A 24,548-nucleotide genomic window follows, 5' to 3' on the forward strand; every position below is an offset into this window, starting at 1 on the left:
CCGGCGGCGGGGCCGGGCGGTGTCCGCCCGGCGGAAAGCTCGCCGGGTCAGGCGGACTCGCGTACGACCAGTTCCGGTTCGAAGACGAGGGTGCGGGGTTCGGTACGGGTGCCCTGGACCTGCTCGTCCAGCATCCTGGCCATGGCCGCCGCCATGTCCTCCACCGGCTGGCGCACCGTGGTCAGCGGCGGCCTGCACGTCACGGCGATGCTCGAGTCGTCGAACCCGACGACGGCGACGTCCTCCGGTATGCGCCTGCCCAGTTCCCGCAAGACCTGGCAGGCGCCCTGGGCCATCAAGTCGTTGGCCGCGAACACGCCGTCCACAGCGGGGTGGTCCCGCAGCAGCGTGGCCATGGCCACCGCCCCGCTGTCCGACGTGAAGACACCCTCCGCCGCGGGAGGGCGGTCGTGCCCGGCGCGGGCCAGGGCGTCGTGGAATCCGGCGAGGCGTTCCCGGCCCGCTCTCAGATCCGGCGGAGCGCCGATCACCGCGATACGGCGGCAGCCGCGCGCCAGGAGATGCTCCCCGGCCAGGCGTCCCCCCGCGTAGTGGTTCAGATCGACGCAGCCGACCGGTGTCGCCCGGGTGGGACGCGCGAACAGCACCGTGGGGACGCGGGCGGCCAGGAGCATGTCCGGCAGCGGGTCGTCCGGTTGCACGGAGACCACCAGCGCGCCGTCCGCGCTGCCCTGCCGCACGTAGTCGACCACCTGCGTCCTGGCCGACTCCGACTCGGCGAACAACAGCACCGGTTGCATCATGCGGGCCCGGAGATACCCCACGACCCCGTTGACGACACGGCCGAAGAACGGGTCGGCGAACACGCGTCCCGCGAAGGCGTCGCCCGCGCCGGAGACGATGAGGGCCACCGTCCCGGTACGTCGGGTGACCAGCGCCCTCGCCGCGCGGTTCGGCGTGTATCCCGTCCGTTCGATCGCGCCGCGGACCAGGTCCTGGATGCTGGGGTCGACGTTGCGCACGCCGTTCACGACCCGCGACACGGTGGCCCGGGAGACCCCCGCCTCCCGCGCGACATCCTCCAGCGTCGGGGCCTGCCTGTTCATAGGGGAACTCTAACGCCGGGCCCTCGCACGGCCCCAGAGCGGCAGACCTGCTCCGGCGTGCACCCGACTCCGCGCGCCGGCGTACCCACGGTCGGGGTCCAGCTGATCACGCGGCCCGGCAAGGTCGACACCCCCGGCGGCGGCTACGGCTTCCGCTTCTTCGACTCTTCGACGTCGACGGCCGCACCATCGAGGTCTCGGCCGACGTCGAGGTCAGGCAGCGCCGCGGGATCGAGGAGAAGTGGGCGGGACCGAAGGGACAGATCGTCCTCGGCGGCTTCGCCGGCGCGCGTGAGCCCTTGCGCGGGTTGGGGCGGGTCGGTCGGGGCGGGCGTGGCTTGCAACTTCGGCAAAGGCTGTCAGGCCGGGCGCCGGTTAACGGGGGTAGTGCCCGGTCGGCGGAGGCCGGAGTGTCCGGTCGCAGGAGGGAGAGGCCTCTCGGGCGGGTCAGGACAGTCGCCGCACGCGGTCGGCCGCGTAGGCGTGCAGGATCGTCGTGGCGTCGTCCGTGTCCAGACGGAGGAACTCCCGGTTCAGAACCGTGGTGAGGTCTTCCAGGGCGCGGCCGAGGAGGGCGGCGCCGGTGCGGACCTCGACACTGGGTGAGGTCTGCCCCTGAACGGCCAGGTCAGCGGCGTAATCGACCATCGCGGCCAGCGACATCTCGTCCTCGGCGTCGTGGAAGTAGTAGGCCTCGGCGTGCTGGGTGAGATCCACCCGGACCTGGATCACGTCGGTGGCGAGGCTCGTCAGCAGGCTCGACGTCATGGTGGAGCCGAACCGGTCGGCGGGCCTTCCTGCCCTCCGCAGTGCCGACAGACGCAGTGCGAGGGTCCGGCGGCGGGTGACCGCGGGATACACCTGGGATATCCAGGAGACGACGGCCGTGAGCAGGGCGAAGCCGATGAGCGCTTCGAGAGGTACGGCGATGCGCAACCAGCCGCCGGTCGGAACGATGTCGCCGAACCCCAGGGTGGCCACCGTGACCGCGGACAGGTACAGCGCGTCGAGGAAGTCGGCGCGTTGCGTCGGGTCCAGGTCGCTGGAGTAGGAGAAGCCGCCCGGCAGGTGCGGCCAGTAGATCAGCGCCCAGCCCAGGATCATCGTCAGCGTCCAGAGGGCGGCCACCAGCACCAGCGCCAGCGGGCCGGCCACCGAGACCCCCCGGCCGCCGGTGCCGATCCGGCCGACCAACCACCACAGGCCGGTTGTCACCCACCTGCTGGCTTCTCCCCGCCCCGTAGGGCGCCACAGGGTGTGGAACACGTCTCGCAGGACGGCTACGACCAGTACCGCGCCGGTCAGTGTCACGAGCCAGCCCACCACCCCGCTCACCTGCGTCCCCCCGGATGCGGAACGCCACGCACCGGGGATCCCGCGGTGTGGCGCGCGGTAGCCAGTCCCGCGCTGATGAGCCTGCGCACGGCGACGACGGCAGCCGCGAGCAGAATCCCGTCCCAGGACAGGTCACCGGCGAGACGGACGAGACCGGCGGCGACCAGGAAGTCGAGCAGCACCGCCAGGGCGGAGCCGACGTCGCGCACCATCCGGTAGACCGCCACGGCCGACAGGAGACCACCCGCGGTGATCAGCACAGCGGCGGCGCCCAGCCACTCGCTCACGTCTTACCCCCTTCACCGCCGCACCCGGGCCGAGACCGGGATGTCTCGGCGTCCCTCAGCTCGGCGCGCTCCTGCGCGATCTCCCGGCCCAGGAAGTAGTTCAACGCGGTACGGATGGCCGCGATGGCGGCGAGCTGGCCGATCTCGGCGAAGCTCGGTGCCACTGCCGTGCGCAGCACGTCGCCCGCCAGTTGGAACTCGAGTCCCAGGACCAGGAAGCGTCCCAGTCGCAACCGGATCCGGTTGAACTCCTCGACCTGGCCACCGCCGCGCAGGCCCGAGGACACGAACCGCCAGAACGCCCAGACCGCTCCCACGAAGATGACCAGAGCGCCGGCCGACTCGATCAACCGCACGAGGAAGCCGATCGCGTCACGCAACGCGGACTCGGGCAGCAACTCCAACGACAGGACCATGATCGGCTGAGTACCCGTCCGCACGCACTCGATGCTGGTTGACCGGCCTCACACTTCGCACGCCAGGTGGTGCAGTGCGCGACCTCCGGGAGACGGACATCCTCCGGGAGACCAGTGATCGTGACCTCGTCGAAGTGCTGGTGCGCTTCGGGCACGCGTTGAGCACGTTGCCGTCCACCGCCTCGGCCCTGCGGCACTTGGTCAAGGACGTTCCGAGGACACGGTCGCCGTCGCGCAGGAGCACCGCGAAAGTCAGGTCGCGGGGGTGCGGATCAGACTTATCGGATCAGCCGACCGTCGAGGAGGGAGAGGACCGGGCCTGCTGCCATACCGAGGGCGAGGGTGCCGGTGGCTGCGGCGAGGGCGGTGGCACGGCCCCATGGCTCGGGTGCGGGAGGGGCGGGGCCGGTGGCGACAGCCGGGGCGATCCAGCGAAGGTAGTAGAAGAGGCTGGCGAGGGTGTTGACGGCGGCGATGACGACCAGCCATCCGAAACGGCCGTCCCAGGTGACGGCGAAGACCGTGAGCTTGCCGACGAAGACGGCGGTGGGCGGGGTGCCCACCAAGCCGAGGAGGCAGACGACCAGAGCGGCGGCGAGCCAGGGATGGTGGCGGCCGAGGCCGCGGTAGGACCGCAGGGTGTCCAGGTGGGGGACGGCCGCGAGTACGGCGAAGGCCGCCAGGTTGGTGAGCGCGTACGCGGCGAGGTAGAAGAGGAGGCCGCGCAGAGCGTCGGCGCGGTCGGCGACGACGACTGCCATGAGCAGGTAGCCGACCTGGCTGATGGTGGAGTAGCCGAGCAGTCGCCTCGGATCGGTCTGGCTGAAGGCGGCGAAATTGCCCAGGGTCATGCTCAGCGCGGCGAGGGCCGCGATGAGCAACCGCCAGTCGACACGGTCGCCGGGGATGACGGTGAGCACCCGGTACAGGGCGATGAGCGCGCCGATCTTGGGCACGGTGGTGAGGAAGGCGGCGGCCGGGACGGTGGTGCCGGCGGTGGCGTCGGGGACCCAGAAGTGGACGGGCACCGCTCCGGCCTTGAACAGCAGACCGGCCAGCAGTGCCACCAGACCCACCGCGACCGCGGCGCGCGGTGCGTCACGCAGGCCGTCGGCCAGCGCGTGGTACGTGGTGGCTCCGCCCGTCGCGTACAGCACCGCGATCCCCAGGAGCATCGTGATCCCGGAGAGGGCGCCCATGAGGTAGAGCTTCAGCGTGGCTTCGGCTCCGAGAGGGTCGCGGGCCCAGCCGGCGAGGCCGTAGAGGGGGATGGAGGCGAGCAGGAAGCCGACGGCGAGGACGAGGAGGTCGGAGGAGCCGGCCAGGACGACGCTGCCCAGGCTCGCCAGCAGGACCAGGACGGAGAACTCCGTCTCCCGCCGGGTGCCGCGGACCCGGTCGGTGGCCAGGGCGAGGACGAGCAGTGCGGCGGCGGGGATGACGACGCGCGCGGTGGCGGTCGCGGCGTCCAGGGCGTAAGTGCGGGTGTAGACGGCGCGGGTGTCCCCGGCGGCGAGGATCGCGGCGGCCGTGATAGCCGCGGCGAGTGCCGCGAGCGCGGGCAAGCGGGTGAGCCACTGGCGGTGCCGGGGCAGGAAGGAACCCGCGAGGAGGGTGACCACCGCACCGGTGAGCAGGAGCAGTTCGGGCAGGAGCGCGAGCGGGTCCTTGTGCACGGCGCTCATCGCGTGTCCCTCCTGTGGGTCCTGTGGGTGTGGAACGGTCCGGTGGCCTGAGCGGTCATTTGGCGACCAGGTCGACTGCTGTCCGTGCGGCGGGGTCAACGGTGTCGAGCAGCAGGCGGGGGAAGATGCCGATGGCCAGGGCGGCGGCGAGCAAGGGCGCGGTGGACCAGGCTTCGGCGGGGCGCAGGTCGGCCATGCCGGGGTTCGGGTGGCGCACCGGGCCGAGGAAGAGCCGGTGCAGGGCCCACAGGAAGAGACCGGCGGTCACCAGTACGCCCAGGAGGGCCAGGGCGGTGGCGGCGGGGGCGGAGCCGAGACTGCCGGCGAAGATCTGGAACTCGGCGATGAAGCCGCTGAATCCCGGCAGCCCGAGGCTGGCGAAGGCGGCGACCGCGGTCAGGGCGGCGAACCGGGGGGTGTGGGCGGCCAGGCCGCCGTATCGGTCCATGGCATAGGTGCCACCGCGGTCCCACAGGACGCCGGAGAGCAGGAACAGCGCTCCGGTGATGAGACCGTGACTGACCATCTGGACGAGTGCTCCGCTGACGGCGACCGAGCGCGCTTCGGCGTCCGTGTCGGCGAGGAGCCCGGCCGCGCCCAGGGCGAGGAGGATGTAGCCCATGTGGTTGACGCTGGTGTAGGCGATCATGCGTTTGAAGTCGGTCTGGGCGAGGGCCACCAGGGCGCCGTAGAGGGCGGAGACGACGCCGATGACGACGAAGACGAGGGCGTAGTCGCGCCAGGCGCCGGGGAGCATGGGCATCGCGATGCGTACGAAACCGTAGGTGCCCATCTTGAGCAGGACGGCGGCGAGAACCGCTGAACCGGCGGCGGGCGCGTCGGTGTGGGCCGGGGGCAGCCAGGTGTGGAACGGGAACGTCGGGGTCTTCACCGCCAGGCCGATGGCCAGTGCGAGCAGGACCAGCGCACCGACGGCGCCGCTGCCTTCCAGGGGGGTCTGGCGGGTGAGTTCGACCATGTCGAAGGTGTGCGGGTCGGAGGCGGCGTACAGGCCGATGAAGCCGAGGAGCAGGGCGAGGGAGCCGAGGAAGGTGTAGAGGAAGAATTTCAGGGCCGAGCGGGCGGCGTCGCCATGTCCCCATCCGGCGATGACGAAGTACATGCCGACGATGGAGAGGTCGAAGAAGACGAAGAAGACGATGAGGTCGAGTGCGCAGAACAGCCCGAGACAGGTGGTCTCCAGGGCCATGAAGAGGGCCGCGAAGCGCCGGATGTCCCGCTGCCCGCCCAGTGAGTAGGCGGCGCAGGCCAGGAAGACCGCGGCGGTCAGGGCGAGCATCGGCAGGGAGAGGCCGTCCACGCCGATGTGGTAGCCGGAGCCGGCTCCGGGCAGCCAGGGCTCGTTGGTCTCGTGGTCGATGCCGGGGCCGTCGTAGGTGGTCCACAGGGCGATGACCAGGCCGAGTTCGGCGGCGGAGACCGCGACCCACCCCCACCTGGCCAGGGCCTCGGGTGGCCTTGGCCAGGCGGACAGGACGAGGGCTGCCGCCAGGGGCAGGAAAATGGTCAGGGAGAGCATGCTCACCTCAGCAGCAGGAGCAGGACGACGGCCGCGCTGAGCAGCGCCACAGCCTGGGCGTAGTACTGGTGGAGCTGGCCGGTCTGCGGTCGGCGGGCCAGCTCGCCGAGCCTGCGGGCGCCGGTCGCGACGCCGCGCACCGCGCCGTCCACCACGCCGCGGTCCGCCCGGGCGCACCGGGCGGCGAGTGCGCGTACGCCGTGGGCAGTCGACTCGACCCCCCGGTCGAGCACACGGTCGTCGAAGCGGGCCAGCACTCCGGCCAGGGCGAGTACGGGCCGGACGACGACGGCCTGGGCCGCCGACTCCAGGCCCAGCCACCGTCGGGCCCAGGCGGGGGCCGGCAGGCGTGGTGCCCACCGCACGGCGGCGGCGGTGGCCGCACAGGTCAGCGCCGCCGTCAGGAGGAGGGTGGCGGGGCCCGCTGACGCCTCGCCGGGGGTTCCGACGGTCTGCTTGACCCAGGTGGTCAGCGGCGGCAGGGCGAGGACGCCCGCGCCCGTCGCCGCGACGGCCAGCACCGTCATCGGAGCGGTCTCCACGAGGGGGACACGGGGCGCGTCCTGGCCGGGTTCGCTCACCGCGTGGGGGCGCAGCACCAAGCCCATGGCCTTTCCCGCGTACAGGCAGGACAGGACGGCGGCGGCCAGTGTCACACCGTACAGGGCCGGTGAGTCCACGGCCGCCAGGATCTCGTCCTTGGTCGGCCACAGCGACAGGGGCGGTACGCCGGCCAGGGCGAGGGCTCCGACCACGAAGACGGTGCCCACCGTCCGGTACCGGCGGGCCGCACCTCGCAGTTCGGTGAGGTTCTTGGTGCCCAGGGCACTGAGCCAGGCTCCGGCCGCGAGGAAGAGCAGGGACTTCACGGCGGCGTGGGCGACGAGGTGTGCGGTGCCGCCCGCGATCGCTCCGGTGCCCGCGGCGAGTACGACGAAGCCGAGTTGGGCGCTGGTCGAGGCGGCGAGCAGTTGCTTGAGGTCCCGCTGGGCCAGGGCGACGACACCGAGGGCCAGCGCGGTGAGGGCGCCGGTCCACGCGGCGACATGGGCTGCCCAGCCGGCGGCTTCCAACAGCGGGTGCAGGCGCAGCAGCAGGTAGCCGCCCATGGCCACCATCGCGGCGGAGTGCAGCAGGGCGCTGACGGGGCTGGGACCGAGCATGGCTCTGGACAGCCAGAAGGCGAAAGGCAGTTGCGCGGCCTTGCCCAGCGCGGCCGCGAGCACGCCGGCGGCCGCCAGGTGGAGCCAAGGGCCGTCGAGTGACGCGAGGGCGTCCAGAGACAGGTCACCGGCCGACGTGGCTCCGGCGAGGGCGGCACCGGCCGCCAGATACAGGCCCAGGTCGCCCGCCCGGGTGGTGAGGAATGCGGTGACACCGGCGGCGACCGGCTCGTGCTCGCGCCAGTGGAAGGCGATGAGCGCGTAGGAGGTGGCTCCCATGATCTCCCAGGCGAGGAGCAGACCGGTCAGCGTGGTGGCGGTGGCCGTCAGCAGCACGGCTGCCTCGAACAGCAGCATCAGCCCGAAGAAGCGGGGGCGTCCACGGCGGATGTCACCGACGGCGAAGACCAGAACCAGAAAGGTGACGGCGGCGACCGTCACCAGGACCAGGGCGGTCAGCCCGTCGACGCGTAGGCCCAGAGGTCCGCCGGCCACGAACGCCGCCTCGGCGGTGGGCCGGACCTCGGCGGCGGCGGCAGCGAGCGCGAGAACCACCGCCGACACCGCCACGGCCGCGGCCGGTGCCGAGCGCCCGGTGCCGGCCGAAGCGGCGACAGCCCCTCGCGGCCGTCGGCCACCGCCGAGGGCGAGCAGGGCGCCGGCCACTGCGGGGAGGGCGATCAACGCCCACAGCAGTGTGCTCACTGTTTCAGCTCCGCCGCCATGTCGGTGGTGTCCGCTTCCTTCGCCCGGTACAGCAGCGTGACGACAGCGAAGCCCATCGCCATCTCCACGGTCATGGCGGCGATGACCACGAGCACCAGTACCTGCCCGTCCGGGGCGCTCGGAGCCAGGAAGTACCAGAAGGCGGCAGCCGCCACGATGACGCCGTTGAGCATCAGCTCCAGGCCCATCATCACCATGACCACCGACTGCTGACTGAGCGCACCGAACAGACCGACGGCCAGCAGACCGGCGGCCAGCAGCAGGAACAGCTCCAGCGTCATGACGCACCTCGTGAAGCCGCCTCGGAGTGCGGGGAGCCGTCCCGTTCGTACCGGCTGCGGTGCGCGGCCAGGACTACCGCGGCCACGATCGTGGCGAACAGAACCGCGCCGACCGTCATCATCACCAGCATCTTGGTGCCCATCACCGCCTCCCCCGCGGCGCGGGTGGGATCCTCGGGCGTCGTGCCCCGCCGGACGGGCCAGGGCACGAGAAGGGCGCCCGCGGCGAGCGTGACGAACACCCCGGCGGACAGGACGGCGGCCCCACGCTTGTTGTGCATCATGGACATCGGCATGAGCCCGCCCGGATTCATCATGGACATGACCATGAAGACGGCCATGATGGCCATCTCCATCACCATCATCAGAATGGTCACCACGCCGAGGTAGGCCAGGTCCAGCAGCAGCAGCTCCGCGCCGACGGCGATGAACGACAACGCCAGCGCGTACGTGGCCCGGGCCATCGAATCCACTCGGAAGACGGCTGCGCCCGCGGCCACGGCCACCAACGCCAATGCGCAGAAGAGCACGAGTTGCACGTCGGTTCACCCTTTCATCACGGCGACGATCGACACGGCCAGCACCTGCAGCAGCACGGCGGGCAGCACCACCAGCCACGCCACCGGCGCCAGCCTGTCGGCACGCACCACGGGGACACGCCGCCGGACCGCCACGAGAACGCCGAGCACGACGAGTGTCTTGACCAGCGACCAAAGCCATCCGGGCAGCCACGGGCCCGCCCCGCCCCCCAGGAAGAGGGCCACGGCCATGCCCGAGCCCGCGGCCAGCAACGCGTACCGGCCCGCCAGCAGCAACAACCGGTCCGCGCCCGACGCCTCCGCCAGCACTCCCCCGGCCGCGTCACGTCCGAGTGGATAGCCGAACGGCCCCCAGAGGCTGAAGCCCGCCACGGAGAACAGGAACACGACGAAGGCGACCGGCATCCACACCGCGAACCACAGCCCCTCCTGCGCCGCCACCACATCTGCGACCCGGAGACTGCCCGCCCCGACCGCGGGCGCGGTCAGGGCGAACATGAGCGGCAGCTCATAGCTGAGCGCCTGGGCCAGGAACCGGTAGCCCCCCACCATCGGGTGCACGCTGTTGGGCCCCCAACCGGCCAGCCACACCGCCGCCCACAGCACCACGTCCATGGCGTTGAACCAGACGATGCCCACCGAAAGGTCCGCCGGGGTCCGACCGCCGACGGGAATGACGACCGCCATCAGCAGGGCCGCGACCAGAAGGCCGCCGCTGCCCACTCGGCCCAGCAGCCGGTCCGGGGCGACCGTCTCCCGGTTGCGCTGCCGCAGCAACCGGGCCGTCTCCACGAACGGAAGCAACCATCCACGGCTCGCCGCCGGCTCACGCGTACACGCGCCCGCGGCAGCACGCGGGGTCGCGAGCACCCCGTCGAGGACGGCGCCCAGCAGAGCGACCACCAGCAACAGAGCGGCGGCCGGCACCACCGCCCACATCGGCGCCCCCGTCACAGTCACCGCTTCTCCTCCCGCTCGGGGCGAACGGGCGACGGCGGCACAGCGCACCACTCGTCCGGATCCGGGTCGAAGCTCGCCACCACCAGCCGCGCAGCCGCCAGCTCCAGCCCCGGCAGCAACTCCAGTACCGCGTCCAGCAACGCCTGAGACGGCGGCCCACCACCCCGGAGCGCGCCGCCTCGCGGGCCCTCCTCCGGCACCGGCGCACCCGACAGCAAGGCGTCGGTCTCGACGAGCCACTGCCGCCACCGTGCCGACACATCCCCCGGCGCACCCGCCCGAGCCGCCGGACCACCGACACCCAGGCGCGTCGCACGCTCGGGGCTCAGTACCCCGACGCCGTCCGTCGACCAGCGCAGCAGCGCCGACCTCTCCACCCGGCGCCGCCACCGCGCGAACTCCGTACGCAATCCACCATCGGGTTCAGCCGCGAGAACCTGGTCCCGCAGAGCACGGGCCCGGCGGGCCGCCGCCTGCCAGCCCGCCACGGCGAGCAGTCTCCCCATCGAATCCAGGTAGCAGGCCGCCGTCCGCCGACGTCGCGTGGCCGGCTCCCCGGCGTCGCTCCAGAAGACCGTTCCCGACGCGCGGGATGAAGCCAGTACCCGGCCCCGCGCTTCCTGTACCACGTCCCCCTGAAGCACCGTGTCCAGTACCAGACCCGTGGGCCACTCCGGCAGGACCGGCCCCAGCGCGACATGCAGCACGTCGAGCGTCAGACCGTCCCGGTCGGGCACGGTCTCGGCCATCCCCAGCCCACCCGGCATCCGCATGCCGTGGCCACCGTGACCGCCCGTGCCCCCCTCCTGATGCTCGCCCTCACCGTCGTCCTGCTCCTCCGCGTCGTGAGCACCGGGGCCACCGTTGTGGTGATCCTCCTCGTGGCCCTGGTGCGTCCCGTTACCGCCCCGGTGCGCGGCATGCTCCCCGCTCTGCTCCTGCCTCGCGGACCACTCGTCGTCCCGACCGGCCGCATCCCGAACCTGTTCTGCGCCGGACAACCGGGGGACCAGGCCCTCCAGGACCCCGCCCACCGCCTCGGGCAGGACGGCCCGGCCCCGCACGCGCGGCCCCGGCATCTGCGCCCACAGGGACTCCACCGCTTCGCACAGCTCCCCGGACGGCTCACCGACCACCAACAGGACGTCCGCGTCTGCCGGCGTCGGCGCCAGCGTCCCGCCGAGCCTCGCGACAGCCGCCTCCGCCGCCATACGGGCTCCGGTCCCGCCCGGGCACGGGACGAGCAGTACGTGCGGCCGGCGCGCGGCACACCCCTCCAGGGCTTCCCGCCAGCCGCGGGCCAGGGTTTTCAGGCCCACCGCAGAGCCCCTTCACGCCAGGCGTAGACGACGCCGCACATCAACAGGCCGAGGAAGGCGAACATCTCGACCACCGCGGCGGTGCCCATGTCGGCGACGACCACCGCCCACGGATACATGAACAGCATCTCCACGTCGAAAGCGAGGAAGAGCAGAGTCAGCACGTACCAACGCGCATGGAAGCGGGACCATGCGTGCTCGGCGGGCCGACCGCCACTCAGGAAAGGGCCGACCGTCAGCGGGGAGGCGCGCACCGCCGTCAGTCGGTGCAGCAGACGAAGCGCGGCGACCGCGGCCGCGGCGAGCACCAGCATGACCGCGGCGTCCAGAAACTCACGCATGCTCACCCCTACTACTACGGCCGTATGACTGCGACTGCGTACCCGTCTACCTGTCCGGCATGCCCCGCGTTTCCGACGCGCTGGGCATGTCCGCCGACGTACCCCGATCAGCGCAGCCGCCAGCCGATCAGCCGGCTCCAGCCTGCTTTACCGGCTGCAGCCCGAAGTGCCCAAGGGCTCGCGGGCGAGGGCCGCGGCGTGTCGGCGCGCCCGGGTCATGGCAGCGGCGAGAACTTCGCCGCGGCGTTCGATCAGCGTGCTCGCCCTCCGTCAGTTCGCAGCGGCGCCCGGCAGGTCGACGCGCAGCAGGCCGCCCGCTCAGGGGCGGCGCATGTGAACACACACAGCGGGCGTGGTGACGGCCCCGCGGGTCGGCGGCCGCCAGTGCGTGGAGCCTGCGAGAGGGCCGACCGGCCGTTGATGCCAGTGCCCCACCGTAGAGCGAGGCCGGCACCGACCTGTCGGCGGCGCCGCCCCATCCACACCGTGGATGGGAAGCATCACCAGTTGCGATGGACCAGGGGATTGCTGAGTGGAGGCGCACCGCACAGTGGTGCCTACGTCACCGGCCAGTGGGACCGCGATGGCAGGCGACCGCGTTCGCCGGGGCACAGTCCTGTTGCCGAGCCGCGCGCCTGGCGGTGACCTACGCACCCGTCAACTGTGGGAGAGGAATCCGCCATGCCCGTTTACCGGTCGGACAGCCTGAGGCATGCCGTCGGTGTCGCCCCGGCCCACCGATTCCAGCATGTGGCCCCAGCCGTCGCCCGGCTCACGGCCGGAGCCGTCATGACGGCCCACGGCCTCGTCAAGCTCGTTGACGGACCGGCCGGATTCGGCTCGTTTCTGAGCGGTATGAGTGTGCCCGCGCCGACCGTGACGGCATGGGCCGTCACGGTCGGGGAGTCGGTCGGAGGGATCTTCCTCGTTCTCGGGCTGTTGTCACGATTGACCGCACTCCTGCTGACCGTCCACTTGTGCCTGGCGATGGCGCTGGTCAATGCGGACACCGGGTTCATCACACCCCAGCAAGGGGTCGCGAGCGGGGCTGGGACGGAGTTTCCCCTGATGATGTCGGCGGCGTTCGTCGTCGTACTGCTGGCCGGGCCGGGACCGCTCGCACTCGACCGTGTTCTCGGTGTCGAACCGGCCGCGTCGGGGCGTCGCGGGCCCGCTTCCGACCGGCCCTCCGCGGTGCGCGCGTCGGTCATCTCGGGCGCGATCGGGGGCGGGATCGGCGCGGTGATGAGCGCCTTGGCCAACTATCTGGTCGCCGGTATGCCTTCCAGCGCCGGTGTGAACGCCGCCAACCACGCCGCGTCCGGACTGATCAGCGGCTTCCTCGCCGGCTTTCTCGGGCTGCTGACGCACCAGCGTCGCCACGGCCCCGGGAAGCGGCTCGCGGCCGGCGACACCCCGCCCGGACCTGCCGATCCCGCGCTCACCGAGGTCTGACGGACCGCCCGCCACCTGAGTCGTGCCTCAGCACCCTCGTTGGGAGAGAAACCACCTGCGTGTCACATTTCGCATCGAGTCGCCCAGCGGTCCGCGTCGTCCGACGCGCCCGGCCGCCGCCACCTTCCGAAGACGCTGGGCGCGGCCGCATCACCCTGAAATACGCGTCCCGGACAGCACTCGTTTCGACATCACCGATCCCCTGAACGGCCTTTCGACGAGCTGGCATGGTGGCCCCGCGCATAGCCCACCCTCTAACTATGTTGCCCCACCACATGTGCGCCTGACCTGCGGATTCCTACGGTGTGGCGACACGCAAACGTCCCCGTCACACCCCAGGAAGTGGTGCCGATGTCGTCGCCCGCAACCGCTCCACCAGAACAGAACAAGCTCAAGCGCATCGTCGCCGCGTCCCTCATCGGCACCACCATCGAGTGGTACGACTTCTTCCTCTACGGCTCCGCCGCCGCTCTCGTCTTCAACAAGCTGTTCTTCCCGGACTCCGACCCGCTGGTCGGCACGCTGCTGTCGTTCCTGACGTATGCCGTCGGTTTCGCCGCGCGTCCGCTGGGGGCGCTGGTGTTCGGGCACTACGGTGACCGGCTCGGGCGCAAGAAGCTGCTGGTGCTGAGCCTGTTGATGATGGGCGGGGCGACCTTCGCGATCGGGTTGCTGCCCACGCACGCGACCATCGGCACGGCCGCTCCCGTGCTGCTGACCGTGCTGCGACTCGTCCAGGGCTTCGCGCTCGGCGGAGAGTGGGGCGGGGCCGTGCTGCTGGTGTCGGAGCACGGGGACGCGCGGCGGCGCGGGTTCTGGGCGTCCTGGCCGCAGACCGGGGCGCCGGCGGGGCAGTTGCTGGCGACCGGCGTGCTGTCGCTGCTGACGGCCGTGCTGTCGGACTCCGCGTTCAACAGCTGGGGCTGGCGGATACCGTTCCTGCTCTCCGGAGTGCTGGTCATGGTCGGTTTGTGGATTCGTCTGTCCGTCGATGAATCGCCCGTCTTCAAGCAGGCGTTGGCGCAGGCCGAGACGCGCCGGGCGAAGGCGGAGCCGCTCCCGCTGGTCGCCGTGCTGCGGCACCACTGGCGTGACGTGCTGATCGCGATGGGCGCGCGGATGGCGGAGAACATCAGCTACTACGTCATCACGGCTTTCATCCTCGTCTACGCCACCACCGCCGCCGACGTCTCCAAGCAGAGCGCGCTCAACACGGTACTGATCGCCTCGGCCGTGCACTTCGCGGTCATCCCTGCCTGGGGGGCGCTGTCGGACCGGATCGGCCGGCGTCCGGTGTATCTGCTGGGCGCGGCCGGTGTCGGGCTCTGGATGTTCCCGTTCTTCACGCTGATCGACACCGGTGACTTCGGCAGCCTGCTCCTCGCGGTGACCGTGGGACTGGTGATGCACGGCGCGATGTACGCGCCCCAGGCGGCGTTCTTCTCCGAGATGTTCGCGACCCGGATGCGCTACTCGGGTGCGTCCATCGGCGCGCAGTTCGCCTCCGTGGCGGCCGGCGCCCCGGCGCCGCTGATCGCCACCGCGCTGCTGGACAAGTACGACAGCTCCACCCCGATCTCCCTCTACGTCATCGCCGCGGTCTTCCTGACGCTGATCGCGGTGGGCGTGGCGAAGGAGACCCGACACCGGGACCTCAACGAGGTCATGTCCTCCCCCGAGGACGCGGACAGGGACGGGGCCATGAAGGAGGCCGAGGGCAGCACCTCCGGGGCGCCGGGGGCGCGCACTCTCTGACCCGCCCCTGCCACCGGCCCCCGTACGCCCGCGCGTACGGGGGTCAGTGCTGTGCCGGGGCCGACAACCGATGCAGCCTCAGGGCCAGTTGTATCTCCAGTGCGCGGTCGGGGCTCTGCCAGTCGTCGCCCAGGAGGCGGCCGACGCGTTCGAGGCGCTGGGCGACCGTGTTCACGTGGACGTGCAGGGCGTCCTTGGTGCGGGCGGGGCTCATGCCGCAGGCGAAGTACGCGTCGAGCGTGCGCAGGAGTTCGGTGCCGCGCCGCTCGTCGTAGGCCACGACCTGGCCGATGGTGCGCTCGACGAAGCCGGAGACGTTCTGGTCCCCGGCCAGGAGCAGGCCCAGGAATCCGAAGTCCTCGGCGGCGGCGCCGTCCCCGGAGCGGCCCAGCAGGCGCAGGGCGTCGAGGCAGCGCCGGGCCTCGGTGTAGGCGGCGGCCACGGCGTCGGGGTGGGCGGCGAGCTCCTCCACGGGGGCGGAGGCGCCGACGGTGACGGCCTCGTGGACGGCCGTGCCCAGCTGGCGGGCGGTACGGCGGGCCAGTTCCGTGGCACCGTCCCCCGCGGTCAAGGGCAGCAGCAGTACGGTACCGCCGTCACGGGCGGCGGCCAGGCCGTGCCGGGTCGCCGCGAGGTGGGAGGCGGCGGCCCAAAGACGTCTGCGCGCGTCCGCCTCCTGATCGGCGTCGGACGCGGTGGCGTCGAGACGGGCGGCGAGCACGACGTGGGTGGCGTCCAGGTCGGCGCGCAGCCGTCGGGCGCGGTCGCCCAGCAGGCGCGGGTCTCGGTCGCGGGCGTCGAGCAGGTCGTCCAGCAGCTCGCCGCGGACGCGCTGTTCGGCCTCGGCGGCGGAGCGCCGTGCGAGCAGCAGCAGGGAGGTGACCATCGCGGCGCGTTCCAGGGTGAGCTGGTCGACGGGGTCGAGCCCGGGGTGGCCGCGCAGTACGAGGGCGCCGAGCAACTCGTCGCCGGCGGCGACGGCGGCGATCCAGTCGTCCTCGTGCCGCACCGCGTGCCCCTCGGCGCGGGATGTCTCCAGGGCGCGCGGCGGCGCCGAGGCGGCCTCGGCGAACTCGACGGTGCCGGCCAGGACCTGGGAGACGGCGGCGGCCACGTCATGGACACCACCGCCGCGCAGGACGAGCTCGGCGAGCCGGTCGTGGACGTCCGAGGCGCGCTCGATGACGCCGCTGCGGTCCCGGATGATCTCGTTGGCCCGCTCCAGGCCGGCGAGGGCCGAGCGGGTCTCGGCGAGCAGGTTCGCGGTGTCGATGGCGGCTGCCGCGAGAGCGGCGAAGGAGCCCAGCAGGGCGATCTGCTCGCGTTCGAAGACGCGGGCGCGCCGGTCCGCGGCGAAGAGCACGCCGATGACGTGGTGGCCGAGCATGAGGGGCACGCCGAGGATGGCGACCAGGCCCTCGTCGCGTACGCCCGCGTCGATGGTCCGGGTGTGCTGGAAGCGGGCGTCCTTGAAGTAGTCGTCGGTGACGTAGGGGCGGGCGGTCTGGGCGACGAGGCCGCCGAGCCCCTCTCCCATGCCGAGCCGCAGCTGCTGGAAGCGGGCCGCGACCGAGCCCTCGGTGACGCGCATGTAGGTGTCGCCGCGGGCCGTGTCGTTGAGGCTGAGGTAGGCCACGTCGGTGCCGAGCAGCGAGCGGGCCCGCTGCACGATCGCGCGCAGGACCGCGTCCAGGTCACGCAGACCGGCGAGGTCGTGGGCCGTCTCGAACAGCGCGGACAGCTCGGCCTCACGCCTGCGCCGGCCCTCCAGCTCGGAGCGCACGCGCAGGGCGAGGTTCTTCGCCTGTTCGAGCGCGGTGATCCGCTCGGCCGGTCCTCCCTCGGCGCGGGCGAGCAGCACCGGCTGCTCGTACGCGTCGGCGGACGCGCCCCGGGCCAGCAGCTCCAGGAACGGCGTCTCGACGGCGGCCCGGTCCACGGCGTCACCGGGGTCGTCGGCGTCGCCGAGCGGCGCTCCGGCATCGTGGGCGAAGCGTTCGGCGGACTGCACGTGATCGCGGGACATGCTCACAGGATTCCCCATCGCACGGTCGTCCCGGCAGCCCTGTGGAAAACCCCGGCCGCCGGGGGCACCACCCGGCTCGGTGAGTGGGCCGCCACCCTGGTCAGTGCGCGGTCCAGCCGCCGTCCAGAACGAGTGAGGTGCCGGTGACGAAGGACGCCTGCGGGCCGCACAGGTAGGCCACGGCGTCGGCGACCTCCTCCGGTTCGATGAGCCGGCGCAGGGCGCTGTCCCGCAGCAGTACGTCGGTCAGCACCTGCTCCTCGGGGATGCCGTGGGCCCGGGCCTGGTCGGTGATCTGCTTCTCGACGAGCGGGGTGCGCACGTAGGAGGGGCTCACGCAGTTGGAGGTGACGCCGTGGGCGGCGCCTTCGAGGGCGGCGGTCTTGGACAGACCCTCCAGCCCGTGCTTGGCGGAGACGTAGGCCGCCTTGTAGGGCGAGGCACGCAGACCGTGGACGGAGGAGATGTTGACGATACGGCCCCAGCCCTGCCCGTACATGTGGGGCAGGGCCCCGCGGATGAGGCGGAAGGGGGCCTCCAGCATCACGGTGAGCACGGTGTGGAAGACGTCCGGTGGGAACTCCTCGATGGGCCGTACCAACTGCAGCCCGGCGTTGTTGACGAGGATGTCGGTCCCGGCGGCGACGAGCTCGGCGGCGTCCAGGTCGGTCAGGTCCAGGACGTGGGGTTCGACGCTGCCCGCGAGGCCCCCGCAGCTCTCGGCGAGCGCGTCCAGCCCGGCGGAGTCCCGGTCGACCGCTCTGACCTCGGCCCCGGCGGCGGCCAGCCGCTGCGCACAGGCACGGCCGATGCCGCCGGCGGCGCCGGTGACGAGGGCGGTACGGCCGCCGAGGTCGAGCGAGGAGGCGTGGGGGGCCGGGAGGACACTGGGCGAGGTCATGTCCCCGACCCTAGGCAGCCTCCATCACACCCCCCATGTGGGCACGCCCCATACTTCAGCCGGAACCAGTGGGGTCAAACCATGTGGGTGCGTCGGACAGCGCCTGCTTGACCCGGGCCTGCCCGAACTCCCTGAGGTCCGGCAGGGCGTCCACCGCGAACCAGCCCACGTCCAGCGACTCGTCGTCGTTGACCCGGGCCTCGCCGCCGACGGCCCGGCAGCGGAAGGTGATGTCCATGTACTGGCAGACGTCACCGTTGTCGTAGGTGACCGGGTCCAGCGCCTGCACGAGGACCACCCGCTCGACGACGCACCGTACGGCCGTCTCCTCCTCGACCTCGCGCACGGCGCAGGCCGCGGGCTGCTCTCCCGGTTCCGGGATGCCGCCGATCAGTGACCAGCGCCGGTTGTCGGCACGCCGGTTCAGCAGCACCCTGCCCGCGTCGTCGAAGACAACGGCGGTGACTCCGGGGAGCCACAGCAGCTGGTGTCCGGCCGAGACGCGCAGGTCTCGGATGAAGTCGGGAGTAGCCATGCGCACGACCTTAACGGGCCGGTCGGGCCACTCCGGGAGAGGCCGCAGGGCGTGCGGCGGGCGTACGGCTACACGCCACGGGCGCGCCGGCCGCGCACACCGGCGCCGACGGCCCAGCCGAGCCCGCCGGCCGCGACCAGTACCAGGGCGATCTCGGGCACCACACCCAGCCGGGTGGCGGGCGTCTCGGAGGAACGCAGGGGCACCTCCTGGACCAGGGAGTCCGCCACGAACATGCCGGTCCTCTGGGTGATCCTCCCGTCCGGCATGATGATCGCACTGACACCGCTGGTCACCGGCACGGTGACGGTCCGGCTGTGCTCGACCGCGCGGATGCGGGACATGGCGAGCTGCTGGTAGGTCATCTCGCTGCGGTCGAACGTCGCGTTGTTGCTGGGCACGGAGATCATCTGGGCGCCGTCGGTGACCTCGGAGCGCACCGCCCAGTCGAAGGCGGCCTCGTAGCAGGTGACGAGCCCGACCTCGGTGCCGGCCATGGTGAACACGCCGGGTTCGGTGCCCCGGCTGAAGTCCTGGCTGACCATGGAGGTCCACTCGTCGTTGATCGCCCCGATGAGAGAGCGCAGCGGTAGGTACTCGCCGAACGGCTGGATCTGCCGCTTGTCGTAGGTGTCCACGGGCCCCTTGTCCGGGTCCCACAGGATCTGCTCGTTGAGCAGTTCGCCGTCGCGTTCCACCACGCCGCCGACGGAGATGGGCGCGCCGATCGCCTTGGCGGCCCGGTCGATGACCAGCCGCGCGTCGGCGTTGGCGAACGGGTCGATGTCCGAGGAGTTCTCCGGCCAGAGCACGAAGTCGGGCCGGTCCACCTTGCCGGCCTCGACCTCGGCGGCCAGGCGTTCCGTCTCGCGCGCGTGGTAGTCGAGTACGGCCCGCCGCTGGGCGTTGAAGTCGAGGCCCGCGCGCGGCACGTTGCCCTGGATCACGGCGACGGTCGCGGTGCCGTCCTCCGCCTTGTCGCTGACCAGTGGCCGGGCCGCCACGGCGCCCACGACGGGTACGGCCACGCTGAGGAGGGCCACCGCCGCCGCGCCCCGCCGCACCTCTCGGGTGCGGCGCGCCAGGGTGGCCAGGCGTACGGCCTCGCAGAGGCCGAAGCCGCACAGGACGACCGCGAACCCGAGTACCGGTGTGCCGCCGACCGCGGCGAGCGGCAGGAACACGCCGTCCGCCTGCCCGAAGGCGATCTTGCCCCAGGGGAAGCCCTCGAAGGGCACACGCGCGCGGGCGGCCTCTCCCGCGATCCACAGCGCCGCCCCCCACACGGGCCAGGCCGGCAGCTTCGACACGGCGGCGACGCCCGCGCCGACCAACGCGACGAAGAGCGCCTCGATCGCGACCAGGGCGAGCCAGGGGCCGGGGCCGACCTCCACGCCGGTCCACACCAGCAGCGGCAGCAGGAAGCCGAGGCCGAAGAGGTAGCCGAGGCCGAGCCCCGCCTTCCAGCCGCGGCCGCGCAGCACCCAGCCGAAGACGGCGAAGGCGGGCGGGGCCAGCCACCACAGAGTGCGCGGCGGGAAGCTGACGTAGAGCAGCACTCCGGAGAGCGCGGCGGCGGCGGCCGGGAGGAGGCGCGGGAGCCGCGCGGCGACGCGCGAGGCGCGCGTGGCCTGCGGCCGCGTCCGGTCCGACTCGCCGACGGAGGTTGCGGTGGCTGTCACCCCCCGGAGTGTACGGCGGGCGACCGCGCCGCCGACAGCACGGTCGGAGGTCGCCGCGTGGCCCCGACGGCCGGAAGCCGCGTCGTTCCGGCACATCCGGTGCCGAGCGGTCCGCACTCCGCCGACCTGCCGTTACGGTGTGCCGGAGCCTCAGTCGTCGGCCCGGGCCGGCCGGATGGCCGGGGCCCGTCAGGTCGGGGGCGACAAGGGCGGGGGACGCGGTGGGTTCGAGGGGGAACGCCGTCCGCGGCCGGTCCGGACGCGGACGGCGGCACACGGAGCGGTGCGGACACGGCGAGAGTGGTGATCCTCGGGGCCCGCGCCACCTGGTCTGACCACAGCCGCCGCGCGGGACGGGCTCCCGGAGGGCGTGCTGGAGCCGGAGCCGGTACCGCGCGCGGTTCGGTGGCGCTCCGCGCCCCTCAGTGCGCGGAGCCGGGAGTCTTCGGACGCAGTCGGTCCTTGATGACCTGGACAGCCGCTTCGGCGTCGTCCACGGTGATCGTGAAGGTGTGGCCGTCCCACAGGCGCAGGACCACGCCCTCCCCGCGCCGCACGACGACCGCGGTGCCCTTCTCCGGCCGCCAGCGGTAGCCCCAGCCGCCCCAGTGACGCGGGGTGACGCACGGGGCGAACTCGGCGCCCGCGACGTGCGAGAGGGGGATGCGGCGACGGGGCACGCCGATGTGGCCGCAGCGCACTTCGAGGCACTCCTCGTCGACTCTCAGGGCGACGTGCACGAACGCCAGCGTGCCGAAGAGGACCAACAGTCCCGCCGCGATGCAGCCGACGACCGCCATCGCCAGCGGGGCGACGCCGGACTCCCAGGCCGATTCGACGGCCAGCGCGATGCCGAGCGCCATGCAGGCGGCGCCGATGAGCGCCAGAAGCCACTGGACCCGGTTGGTGGCACGTCCGGTCCAGACGTCCGGCTGGGGGATGGTCTCGCCGTGGCGATGCCTCATGGACAAGAGGTTACTCAGGTTTCGCTGCGCGGGTACCTCGTCGCACGGTGTGACTGGGCCGACCGGGCGCGCCCGCCGGTCAGCGCGCGGGTGTGACCGCTCGCAGGAGCCGGCCCTCGTCGTAGGCCAGCGCGGGCGCGGGCAGCGTGCCCTCGCGTCCGCTCAGCAGCACGGTGAGGGTGCCCTCGGCCGGGGCCCCGGGGTCAGGGCGGGCGCCGATCCGGCGCAGCGCCTGGGCGGCGACCGCACCGGCGGAGCCGTGCAGGACGAGGCGCGGGGCGCCGGGGCGCTGAACGGCGGCGCGGATGCGTTCGGCGACCAGTTCGTAGTGGGTGCAGCCCAGGACGACGGTCGTCACCGCATCGGGTGTCAGGGCGGCCGCGGCGGCGACCGCCGCGGTGATCGCGCTCTCGTCCGCGTACTCGACGGCGTCGGCGAGCCCCGGGCACGGCACCTCGGTGACCGTCGCGTCACCGGCGAACTCCTCGATGAGACCGCGCTGGTAGGGGCTGCCGGTGGTGGCGGGCGTCGCCCAGATCGCCACGGGACCGCCACCGGCCGCGGCGGGCTTGATCGCCGGGACGGTGCCGATGACCGGCAGCGTGGGCTCCAGCCGGGCGCGCAGCGTGGGCAGCGCGTGCACGCTGGCGGTGTTGCAGCCGACGATCAGGGCGTCCGGACGGTACGCGGCGGCGGCCTCGGCGACGGCGAGTGCCCGCGCGGTCAGGTCCTCGGTGGTGCGCGGGCCCCAGGGCATGCCGTCGGGGTCCAGGGAGAGGATGAGATCGGCGTCCGGCCGCAGGCGCCGTACCGCGGCGGTGGCCGCCAGCAGACCGATTCCGGAGTCCATGAGCGCGATCTTCACCCGGCCACCATAGACGATGCGCCGCCGCGGGCCCCTGTCGTGGGGCAGACTGCGCACGTGAGCGCCGATGCGTGGACCTCGCCCGTGACCGTCGTGCCCGCCCTGTCCCTCGCCGCCTGGCTGTGGCTGCTGCTCGCCCGGGGCTTCTTCTGGCGCACGGACGTCAGACTGCCGGCCCTGGAGGAACCCGGCGCCTGGCCCTCCGTGTGCGTCGTCGTACCGGCGCGCGACGAGGCGGCGGTCCTGCCGGCGAGCCTGCCGTCGCTGCTCGCCCAGGACTATCCGGGGCGGGCGGAGGTCTTCCTGATCGACGACGGCAGCACGGACGGCACGGGTGAGCTGGCGTGCGAGCTGGCCCGGCGGCATGAGGGTCTGCCCCTCACCGTGGCCTCGCCCGGGGAACCCCCCGTCGGCTGGACGGGCAAGCTGTGGGCGGTGCGGCACGGCATCGACCTGACACGCGCGCGTGAGCCCGAGTACCTGCTGCTGACCGACGCCGACATCGCCCACGCGCCGGACAGTCTGCGCCGGCTGGTGGCGGCTGCCCGCACGGGCGGTCTCGACGTCGTCTCGCAGATGGCCCGGTTGCGGGTGGCGAGCGTGTGGGAGCGGCTCGTGGTGCCGGCCTTCGTCTACTTCTTCGCGCAGCTGTACCCGTTCCGGTGGATCGGCGGAAAGGGGGGAACGGCGGCAGCGGCGGGCGGCTGCGTGCTGCTGCGCGCCGAGACCGCCGAACGGGCGCGGATCCCGGATGCCATCCGGCATGCCGTCATCGACGACGTGGCCCTGGCCCGGGCGGTCAAGGGCGACGGCGGCCGCGTCTGGCTGGGCCTGGCCGACCGGGTGGACAGTGTGCGTCCGTATCCGCGGTTGGGCGATCTGTGGCGCATGGTCTCGCGCAGCGCGTACGCGCAACTGCGGCACCACCCGCTCGTACTCGCCGCAACGGTCGTCGGCCTGGTGCTGGTGTATCTGGTGCCGCCGGCGTCGGTGGTCGTGGGTGCGGCGACGGGGAGCGCGGCGACGGCCCTCCTCGGCGCCGCCGCCTGGCTGGTGATGGCGGGGACGTACGTGCCGATGGTGCGCTACTACGGGCAGCCGCTGTGGCTCGCTGTGCTGCTGCCGTTCACCGCGTTCCTGTACCTCCTCATGACGGTCGACTCGGCGGTGCGGCACTACAGAGGGCGCGGTGCGGCGTGGAAGGGCCGCACCTACACCCGTCCGGGCGCCGTGCCCGAGGAGGGCTGAGCGCGCCGGCCGGGGGGTCACTTCCGGCCGGGGGTCCAGTTCATGCCCCACCCGTAGGCGTAGTCGACCGTTCGCTGCGGGCTCACGCCGCGTTCGGGCACCAGGTAGCGGGCCTCGCGCTGGACGACCAGGTCGCTGCCTGTGTTGGTGATCAGCGCGAGGGCGCACACCGTCGAGGGCACCGTGCACTCGTCGAGCGAGAAGTCGATCGGGGCGCCGTGCTGCGGCTGGAGGGTGACCGTGGCGTGCAGGTCGGCGAAGGAGCGCGCCCCCTGGTAGATGGTGACGAAGACGAGGACGCGCCGGAAGTACTGCTTGTGGTCGAGGTTGACGGTGAGGTTCTCGCCGCTTGTCACGGCGCCGGTGCGGTCGTCGCCGTCGAGGTGGATGAACGGCGGCTGGTGCAGGGACCCGAAGGCGTTGCCGAGGGCCTGGACGACTCCCTTGCTGCCGTCGGTGAGTTCGTACAGGCAGCAGAGGTCGAGGTCGAGGTCGTCGTGCGTGGCGACGGGGCGGCCGAGCTTGCGGGCCCAGCCCGAGAACTGCTTGCGCACCTGCCAGTTGAGGTTGACGCGCATGGCGCCCGAGGTGCCGCCCTGCTTGGTCAGCGAGACGGAGGGTGCCGCCTTGGTGAGCGTGACCTTGGTCAGGCGGACCGGTTCCGCGGAGGGTGCCGACGGGGGCGGCGGGGCGGCGGGCGGCTGCGTGGCGGCGGGCGGCTGCGGCGCGGGAGGGGCCGGCCGCGTCGCGGGAGGGGCCGGGGGTACCGGCGGCGGCACGGTGACCGCGGGGGTGGGCGGCGCCGGCGGGACGGCCGGGGCCGCCTGCTGCGGCTCGTCCACCGAGATGCCGTAGTCCGTGGCCAGGCCCTCCAGCCCGCTGTCGTAGCCCTGGCCGACGGCACGGAACTTCCAGGCGCCCTGGCGGCGGTAGAACTCGCCGAGCACGAAGGCCGTCTCCACGGTCGCGCCCGGGTTGTCGAAACGTGCCGCCACCGTGTTCTGTACGGCGTCGCGGACCTCGATGTACAGACCGGGGACCTTCCCGAACGATCCACCGTCCGAGGAGGCCGCCACGATCACGGTCTCGATCGCGGGCTCCACGCGCGCGAGGTCGACGAGCAGGCTGTCGGTCACCCGGCCGCCGGCATCCCGCTTGCCCTCGTGACGGACCGCGCCGGAGGAGTGCGCCGACTGGTTGTAGAAGACGAAGTCCGCGTCGGAACGCACCTTCCCAGCCACCAGGAGCAGAGCCGAGGCGTCCGCGTCGGGCACGCCGGGGCCCGATCGCCAGCCCAGTTCGACCCGCAGCGCCGTCGTCGGCACCGGGGTGTTGGAACCTTTCGACATTGACATGTCCGCCCCCATCACGTGTCACCGAACCGGGCTGCGTCCCGGCGGTTCGCCAAGTTTTCCCTGCCCAACCTATTCCCCCCGCCGCCCGCCCCTGACGAGGAG

Annotated in this window: 22 protein-coding genes and 1 pseudogene; 4 read left to right on the forward strand and 19 right to left on the reverse strand. The window is 72.5% G+C overall.

Features of this window, described 5'->3' with window-relative positions; translation table 11 throughout:
• Positions 1-47: 47 nt before the first annotated feature.
• A complete protein-coding gene (locus tag ACIQ6R_RS12035) occupies positions 48-1,067 on the reverse strand; it encodes a LacI family DNA-binding transcriptional regulator (protein ID WP_404220573.1) in 1,020 nt (339 codons plus the stop codon).
• 93 nt (positions 1,068-1,160) lie between these two features.
• Here ACIQ6R_RS12035 and ACIQ6R_RS12040 point away from each other — a divergent pair.
• Positions 1,161-1,321 (forward strand): annotated as a pseudogene (locus ACIQ6R_RS12040) (oxidoreductase); the annotation flags it as partial.
• A 193-nt stretch (positions 1,322-1,514) separates the two neighbouring features.
• Here the strand turns inward: ACIQ6R_RS12040 and ACIQ6R_RS12045 are convergent.
• The 11 genes from ACIQ6R_RS12045 to ACIQ6R_RS12095 form a co-directional block, all read right to left on the reverse strand.
• Positions 1,515-2,282, reverse strand: coding sequence for a potassium channel family protein (locus tag ACIQ6R_RS12045; RefSeq protein WP_404220575.1), 768 nt, complete (start codon positions 2,280-2,282; stop codon positions 1,515-1,517).
• Between the two features lie 116 nt (positions 2,283-2,398).
• The gene (locus tag ACIQ6R_RS12050) at positions 2,399-2,689 is read right to left on the reverse strand and encodes a hypothetical protein (protein WP_404220577.1); all 291 of its coding nucleotides are present in this window, start codon (positions 2,687-2,689) and stop codon (positions 2,399-2,401) included.
• Entirely contained in the window at positions 2,686-3,105 is a 420-nt protein-coding gene (locus tag ACIQ6R_RS12055; protein ID WP_404181347.1) for a DUF1622 domain-containing protein, read from the reverse strand. Before ACIQ6R_RS12055 ends, ACIQ6R_RS12050 begins: the two co-directional genes overlap by 4 nt.
• Positions 3,106-3,383: 278 nt before the next feature.
• Positions 3,384-4,790, reverse strand: a complete 1,407-nt coding sequence (locus ACIQ6R_RS12060) for an NADH-quinone oxidoreductase subunit N (RefSeq protein ID WP_404220579.1) — start codon at positions 4,788-4,790, stop codon at positions 3,384-3,386.
• A gap of 55 nt (positions 4,791-4,845) precedes the next feature.
• Entirely contained in the window at positions 4,846-6,330 is a 1,485-nt protein-coding gene (locus ACIQ6R_RS12065; RefSeq protein ID WP_404220581.1) for a NuoM family protein, read from the reverse strand.
• Between the two features lie 2 nt (positions 6,331-6,332).
• Positions 6,333-8,198: a proton-conducting transporter membrane subunit gene (locus ACIQ6R_RS12070; RefSeq protein ID WP_404220583.1), complete on the reverse strand. Its 1,866-nt coding sequence runs from the start codon at positions 8,196-8,198 to the stop codon at positions 6,333-6,335.
• Complete coding sequence (locus tag ACIQ6R_RS12075; protein WP_404180215.1) at positions 8,195-8,500, reverse strand: NADH-quinone oxidoreductase subunit NuoK; 306 nt, start codon at positions 8,498-8,500, stop codon at positions 8,195-8,197. Before ACIQ6R_RS12075 ends, ACIQ6R_RS12070 begins: the two co-directional genes overlap by 4 nt.
• A complete protein-coding gene (locus tag ACIQ6R_RS12080; RefSeq protein ID WP_404220585.1) occupies positions 8,497-9,039 on the reverse strand; it encodes an NADH-quinone oxidoreductase subunit J in 543 nt (180 codons plus the stop codon). Before ACIQ6R_RS12080 ends, ACIQ6R_RS12075 begins: the two co-directional genes overlap by 4 nt.
• 6 nt (positions 9,040-9,045) lie before the next feature.
• Positions 9,046-9,999 carry an NADH-quinone oxidoreductase subunit H gene (locus ACIQ6R_RS12085; RefSeq protein WP_404220587.1) on the reverse strand — a complete coding sequence of 318 codons (954 nt, stop codon included), beginning with the start codon at positions 9,997-9,999 and terminating at the stop codon, positions 9,046-9,048.
• Complete coding sequence (locus ACIQ6R_RS12090; protein ID WP_404220589.1) at positions 9,996-11,318, reverse strand: hypothetical protein; 1,323 nt, start codon at positions 11,316-11,318, stop codon at positions 9,996-9,998. The genes ACIQ6R_RS12085 and ACIQ6R_RS12090 overlap by 4 nt, the downstream gene beginning before the upstream one ends.
• Positions 11,309-11,659, reverse strand: coding sequence for an NADH-quinone oxidoreductase subunit A (locus ACIQ6R_RS12095; RefSeq protein ID WP_404220591.1), 351 nt, complete (start codon positions 11,657-11,659; stop codon positions 11,309-11,311). The genes ACIQ6R_RS12090 and ACIQ6R_RS12095 overlap by 10 nt, the downstream gene beginning before the upstream one ends.
• 681 nt (positions 11,660-12,340) lie before the next feature.
• On the opposite strand from ACIQ6R_RS12095, the gene ACIQ6R_RS12100 reads away from it, so the two are divergent.
• Together ACIQ6R_RS12100 and ACIQ6R_RS12105 are read left to right on the forward strand one after the other, a co-directional pair.
• A complete protein-coding gene (locus tag ACIQ6R_RS12100; RefSeq protein ID WP_404220593.1) occupies positions 12,341-13,114 on the forward strand; it encodes a DoxX family protein in 774 nt (257 codons plus the stop codon).
• Positions 13,115-13,465: 351 nt separating this feature from the next.
• A complete protein-coding gene (locus ACIQ6R_RS12105; protein ID WP_404220595.1) occupies positions 13,466-14,869 on the forward strand; it encodes an MFS transporter in 1,404 nt (467 codons plus the stop codon).
• A gap of 43 nt (positions 14,870-14,912) precedes the next feature.
• Here the strand turns inward: ACIQ6R_RS12105 and ACIQ6R_RS12110 are convergent, their stop codons facing one another.
• The 6 genes from ACIQ6R_RS12110 to ACIQ6R_RS12135 form a co-directional block, all read right to left on the reverse strand.
• The gene (locus ACIQ6R_RS12110; protein WP_404220597.1) at positions 14,913-16,895 is read right to left on the reverse strand and encodes a helix-turn-helix domain-containing protein; all 1,983 of its coding nucleotides are present in this window, start codon (positions 16,893-16,895) and stop codon (positions 14,913-14,915) included.
• Between the two features lie 100 nt (positions 16,896-16,995).
• The gene (locus tag ACIQ6R_RS12115) at positions 16,996-17,796 is read right to left on the reverse strand and encodes a 3-hydroxybutyrate dehydrogenase (protein WP_404220599.1); all 801 of its coding nucleotides are present in this window, start codon (positions 17,794-17,796) and stop codon (positions 16,996-16,998) included.
• A 55-nt stretch (positions 17,797-17,851) separates the two neighbouring features.
• Positions 17,852-18,331, reverse strand: coding sequence for an NUDIX hydrolase (locus ACIQ6R_RS12120; RefSeq protein WP_404220601.1), 480 nt, complete (start codon positions 18,329-18,331; stop codon positions 17,852-17,854).
• 68 nt (positions 18,332-18,399) lie between these two features.
• Positions 18,400-20,013 carry an apolipoprotein N-acyltransferase gene (lnt, locus tag ACIQ6R_RS12125; protein ID WP_404180240.1) on the reverse strand — a complete coding sequence of 538 codons (1,614 nt, stop codon included), beginning with the start codon at positions 20,011-20,013 and terminating at the stop codon, positions 18,400-18,402.
• Positions 20,014-20,435: 422 nt separating this feature from the next.
• A complete protein-coding gene (locus tag ACIQ6R_RS12130; RefSeq protein WP_404180243.1) occupies positions 20,436-20,978 on the reverse strand; it encodes a hypothetical protein in 543 nt (180 codons plus the stop codon).
• Positions 20,979-21,057: 79 nt separating this feature from the next.
• Entirely contained in the window at positions 21,058-21,843 is a 786-nt protein-coding gene (locus ACIQ6R_RS12135) for a glutamate racemase (protein WP_404180246.1), read from the reverse strand.
• 39 nt (positions 21,844-21,882) lie between these two features.
• Between ACIQ6R_RS12135 and ACIQ6R_RS12140 the strand changes: the two genes are divergently transcribed.
• On the forward strand, positions 21,883-23,091 hold the full coding sequence (locus tag ACIQ6R_RS12140; RefSeq protein ID WP_404220603.1) for a glycosyltransferase: 1,209 nt from the start codon (positions 21,883-21,885) through the stop codon (positions 23,089-23,091).
• Between the two features lie 17 nt (positions 23,092-23,108).
• On the opposite strand, the gene ACIQ6R_RS12145 is transcribed toward ACIQ6R_RS12140, so the two are convergent.
• Positions 23,109-24,440 carry a TerD family protein gene (locus tag ACIQ6R_RS12145; protein ID WP_404221349.1) on the reverse strand — a complete coding sequence of 444 codons (1,332 nt, stop codon included), beginning with the start codon at positions 24,438-24,440 and terminating at the stop codon, positions 23,109-23,111.
• Positions 24,441-24,548: the final 108 nt, after the last annotated feature.

Origin of the sequence: Streptomyces sp. NPDC096048 (genome assembly GCF_044763415.1) — a bacterium.
In the GTDB taxonomy this organism is placed as follows: Bacteria; Actinomycetota; Actinomycetes; order Streptomycetales; family Streptomycetaceae; genus Streptomyces.

Coding starts and splice junctions, on each gene's coding strand:
- ACIQ6R_RS12060 (WP_404220579.1), bottom strand. CDS start 4,790: ATGAGCGCCGTGCACAAGGACCCGCTCGCGCTCCTGCCCGAACTGCTC.
- ACIQ6R_RS12130 (WP_404180243.1), bottom strand. CDS start 20,978: ATGAGGCATCGCCACGGCGAGACCATCCCCCAGCCGGACGTCTGGACC.
- ACIQ6R_RS12075 (WP_404180215.1), bottom strand. CDS start 8,500: ATGACGCTGGAGCTGTTCCTGCTGCTGGCCGCCGGTCTGCTGGCCGTC.
- ACIQ6R_RS12035 (WP_404220573.1), bottom strand. CDS start 1,067: ATGAACAGGCAGGCCCCGACGCTGGAGGATGTCGCGCGGGAGGCGGGG.
- ACIQ6R_RS12145 (WP_404221349.1), bottom strand. CDS start 24,440: ATGTCGAAAGGTTCCAACACCCCGGTGCCGACGACGGCGCTGCGGGTC.
- ACIQ6R_RS12055 (WP_404181347.1), bottom strand. CDS start 3,105: ATGGTCCTGTCGTTGGAGTTGCTGCCCGAGTCCGCGTTGCGTGACGCG.
- ACIQ6R_RS12120 (WP_404220601.1), bottom strand. CDS start 18,331: ATGGCTACTCCCGACTTCATCCGAGACCTGCGCGTCTCGGCCGGACAC.
- ACIQ6R_RS12115 (WP_404220599.1), bottom strand. CDS start 17,796: ATGACCTCGCCCAGTGTCCTCCCGGCCCCCCACGCCTCCTCGCTCGAC.
- ACIQ6R_RS12105 (WP_404220595.1), top strand. CDS start 13,466: ATGTCGTCGCCCGCAACCGCTCCACCAGAACAGAACAAGCTCAAGCGC.
- ACIQ6R_RS12095 (WP_404220591.1), bottom strand. CDS start 11,659: ATGCGTGAGTTTCTGGACGCCGCGGTCATGCTGGTGCTCGCCGCGGCC.
- ACIQ6R_RS12065 (WP_404220581.1), bottom strand. CDS start 6,330: ATGCTCTCCCTGACCATTTTCCTGCCCCTGGCGGCAGCCCTCGTCCTG.
- ACIQ6R_RS12110 (WP_404220597.1), bottom strand. CDS start 16,895: ATGTCCCGCGATCACGTGCAGTCCGCCGAACGCTTCGCCCACGATGCC.
- ACIQ6R_RS12100 (WP_404220593.1), top strand. CDS start 12,341: ATGCCCGTTTACCGGTCGGACAGCCTGAGGCATGCCGTCGGTGTCGCC.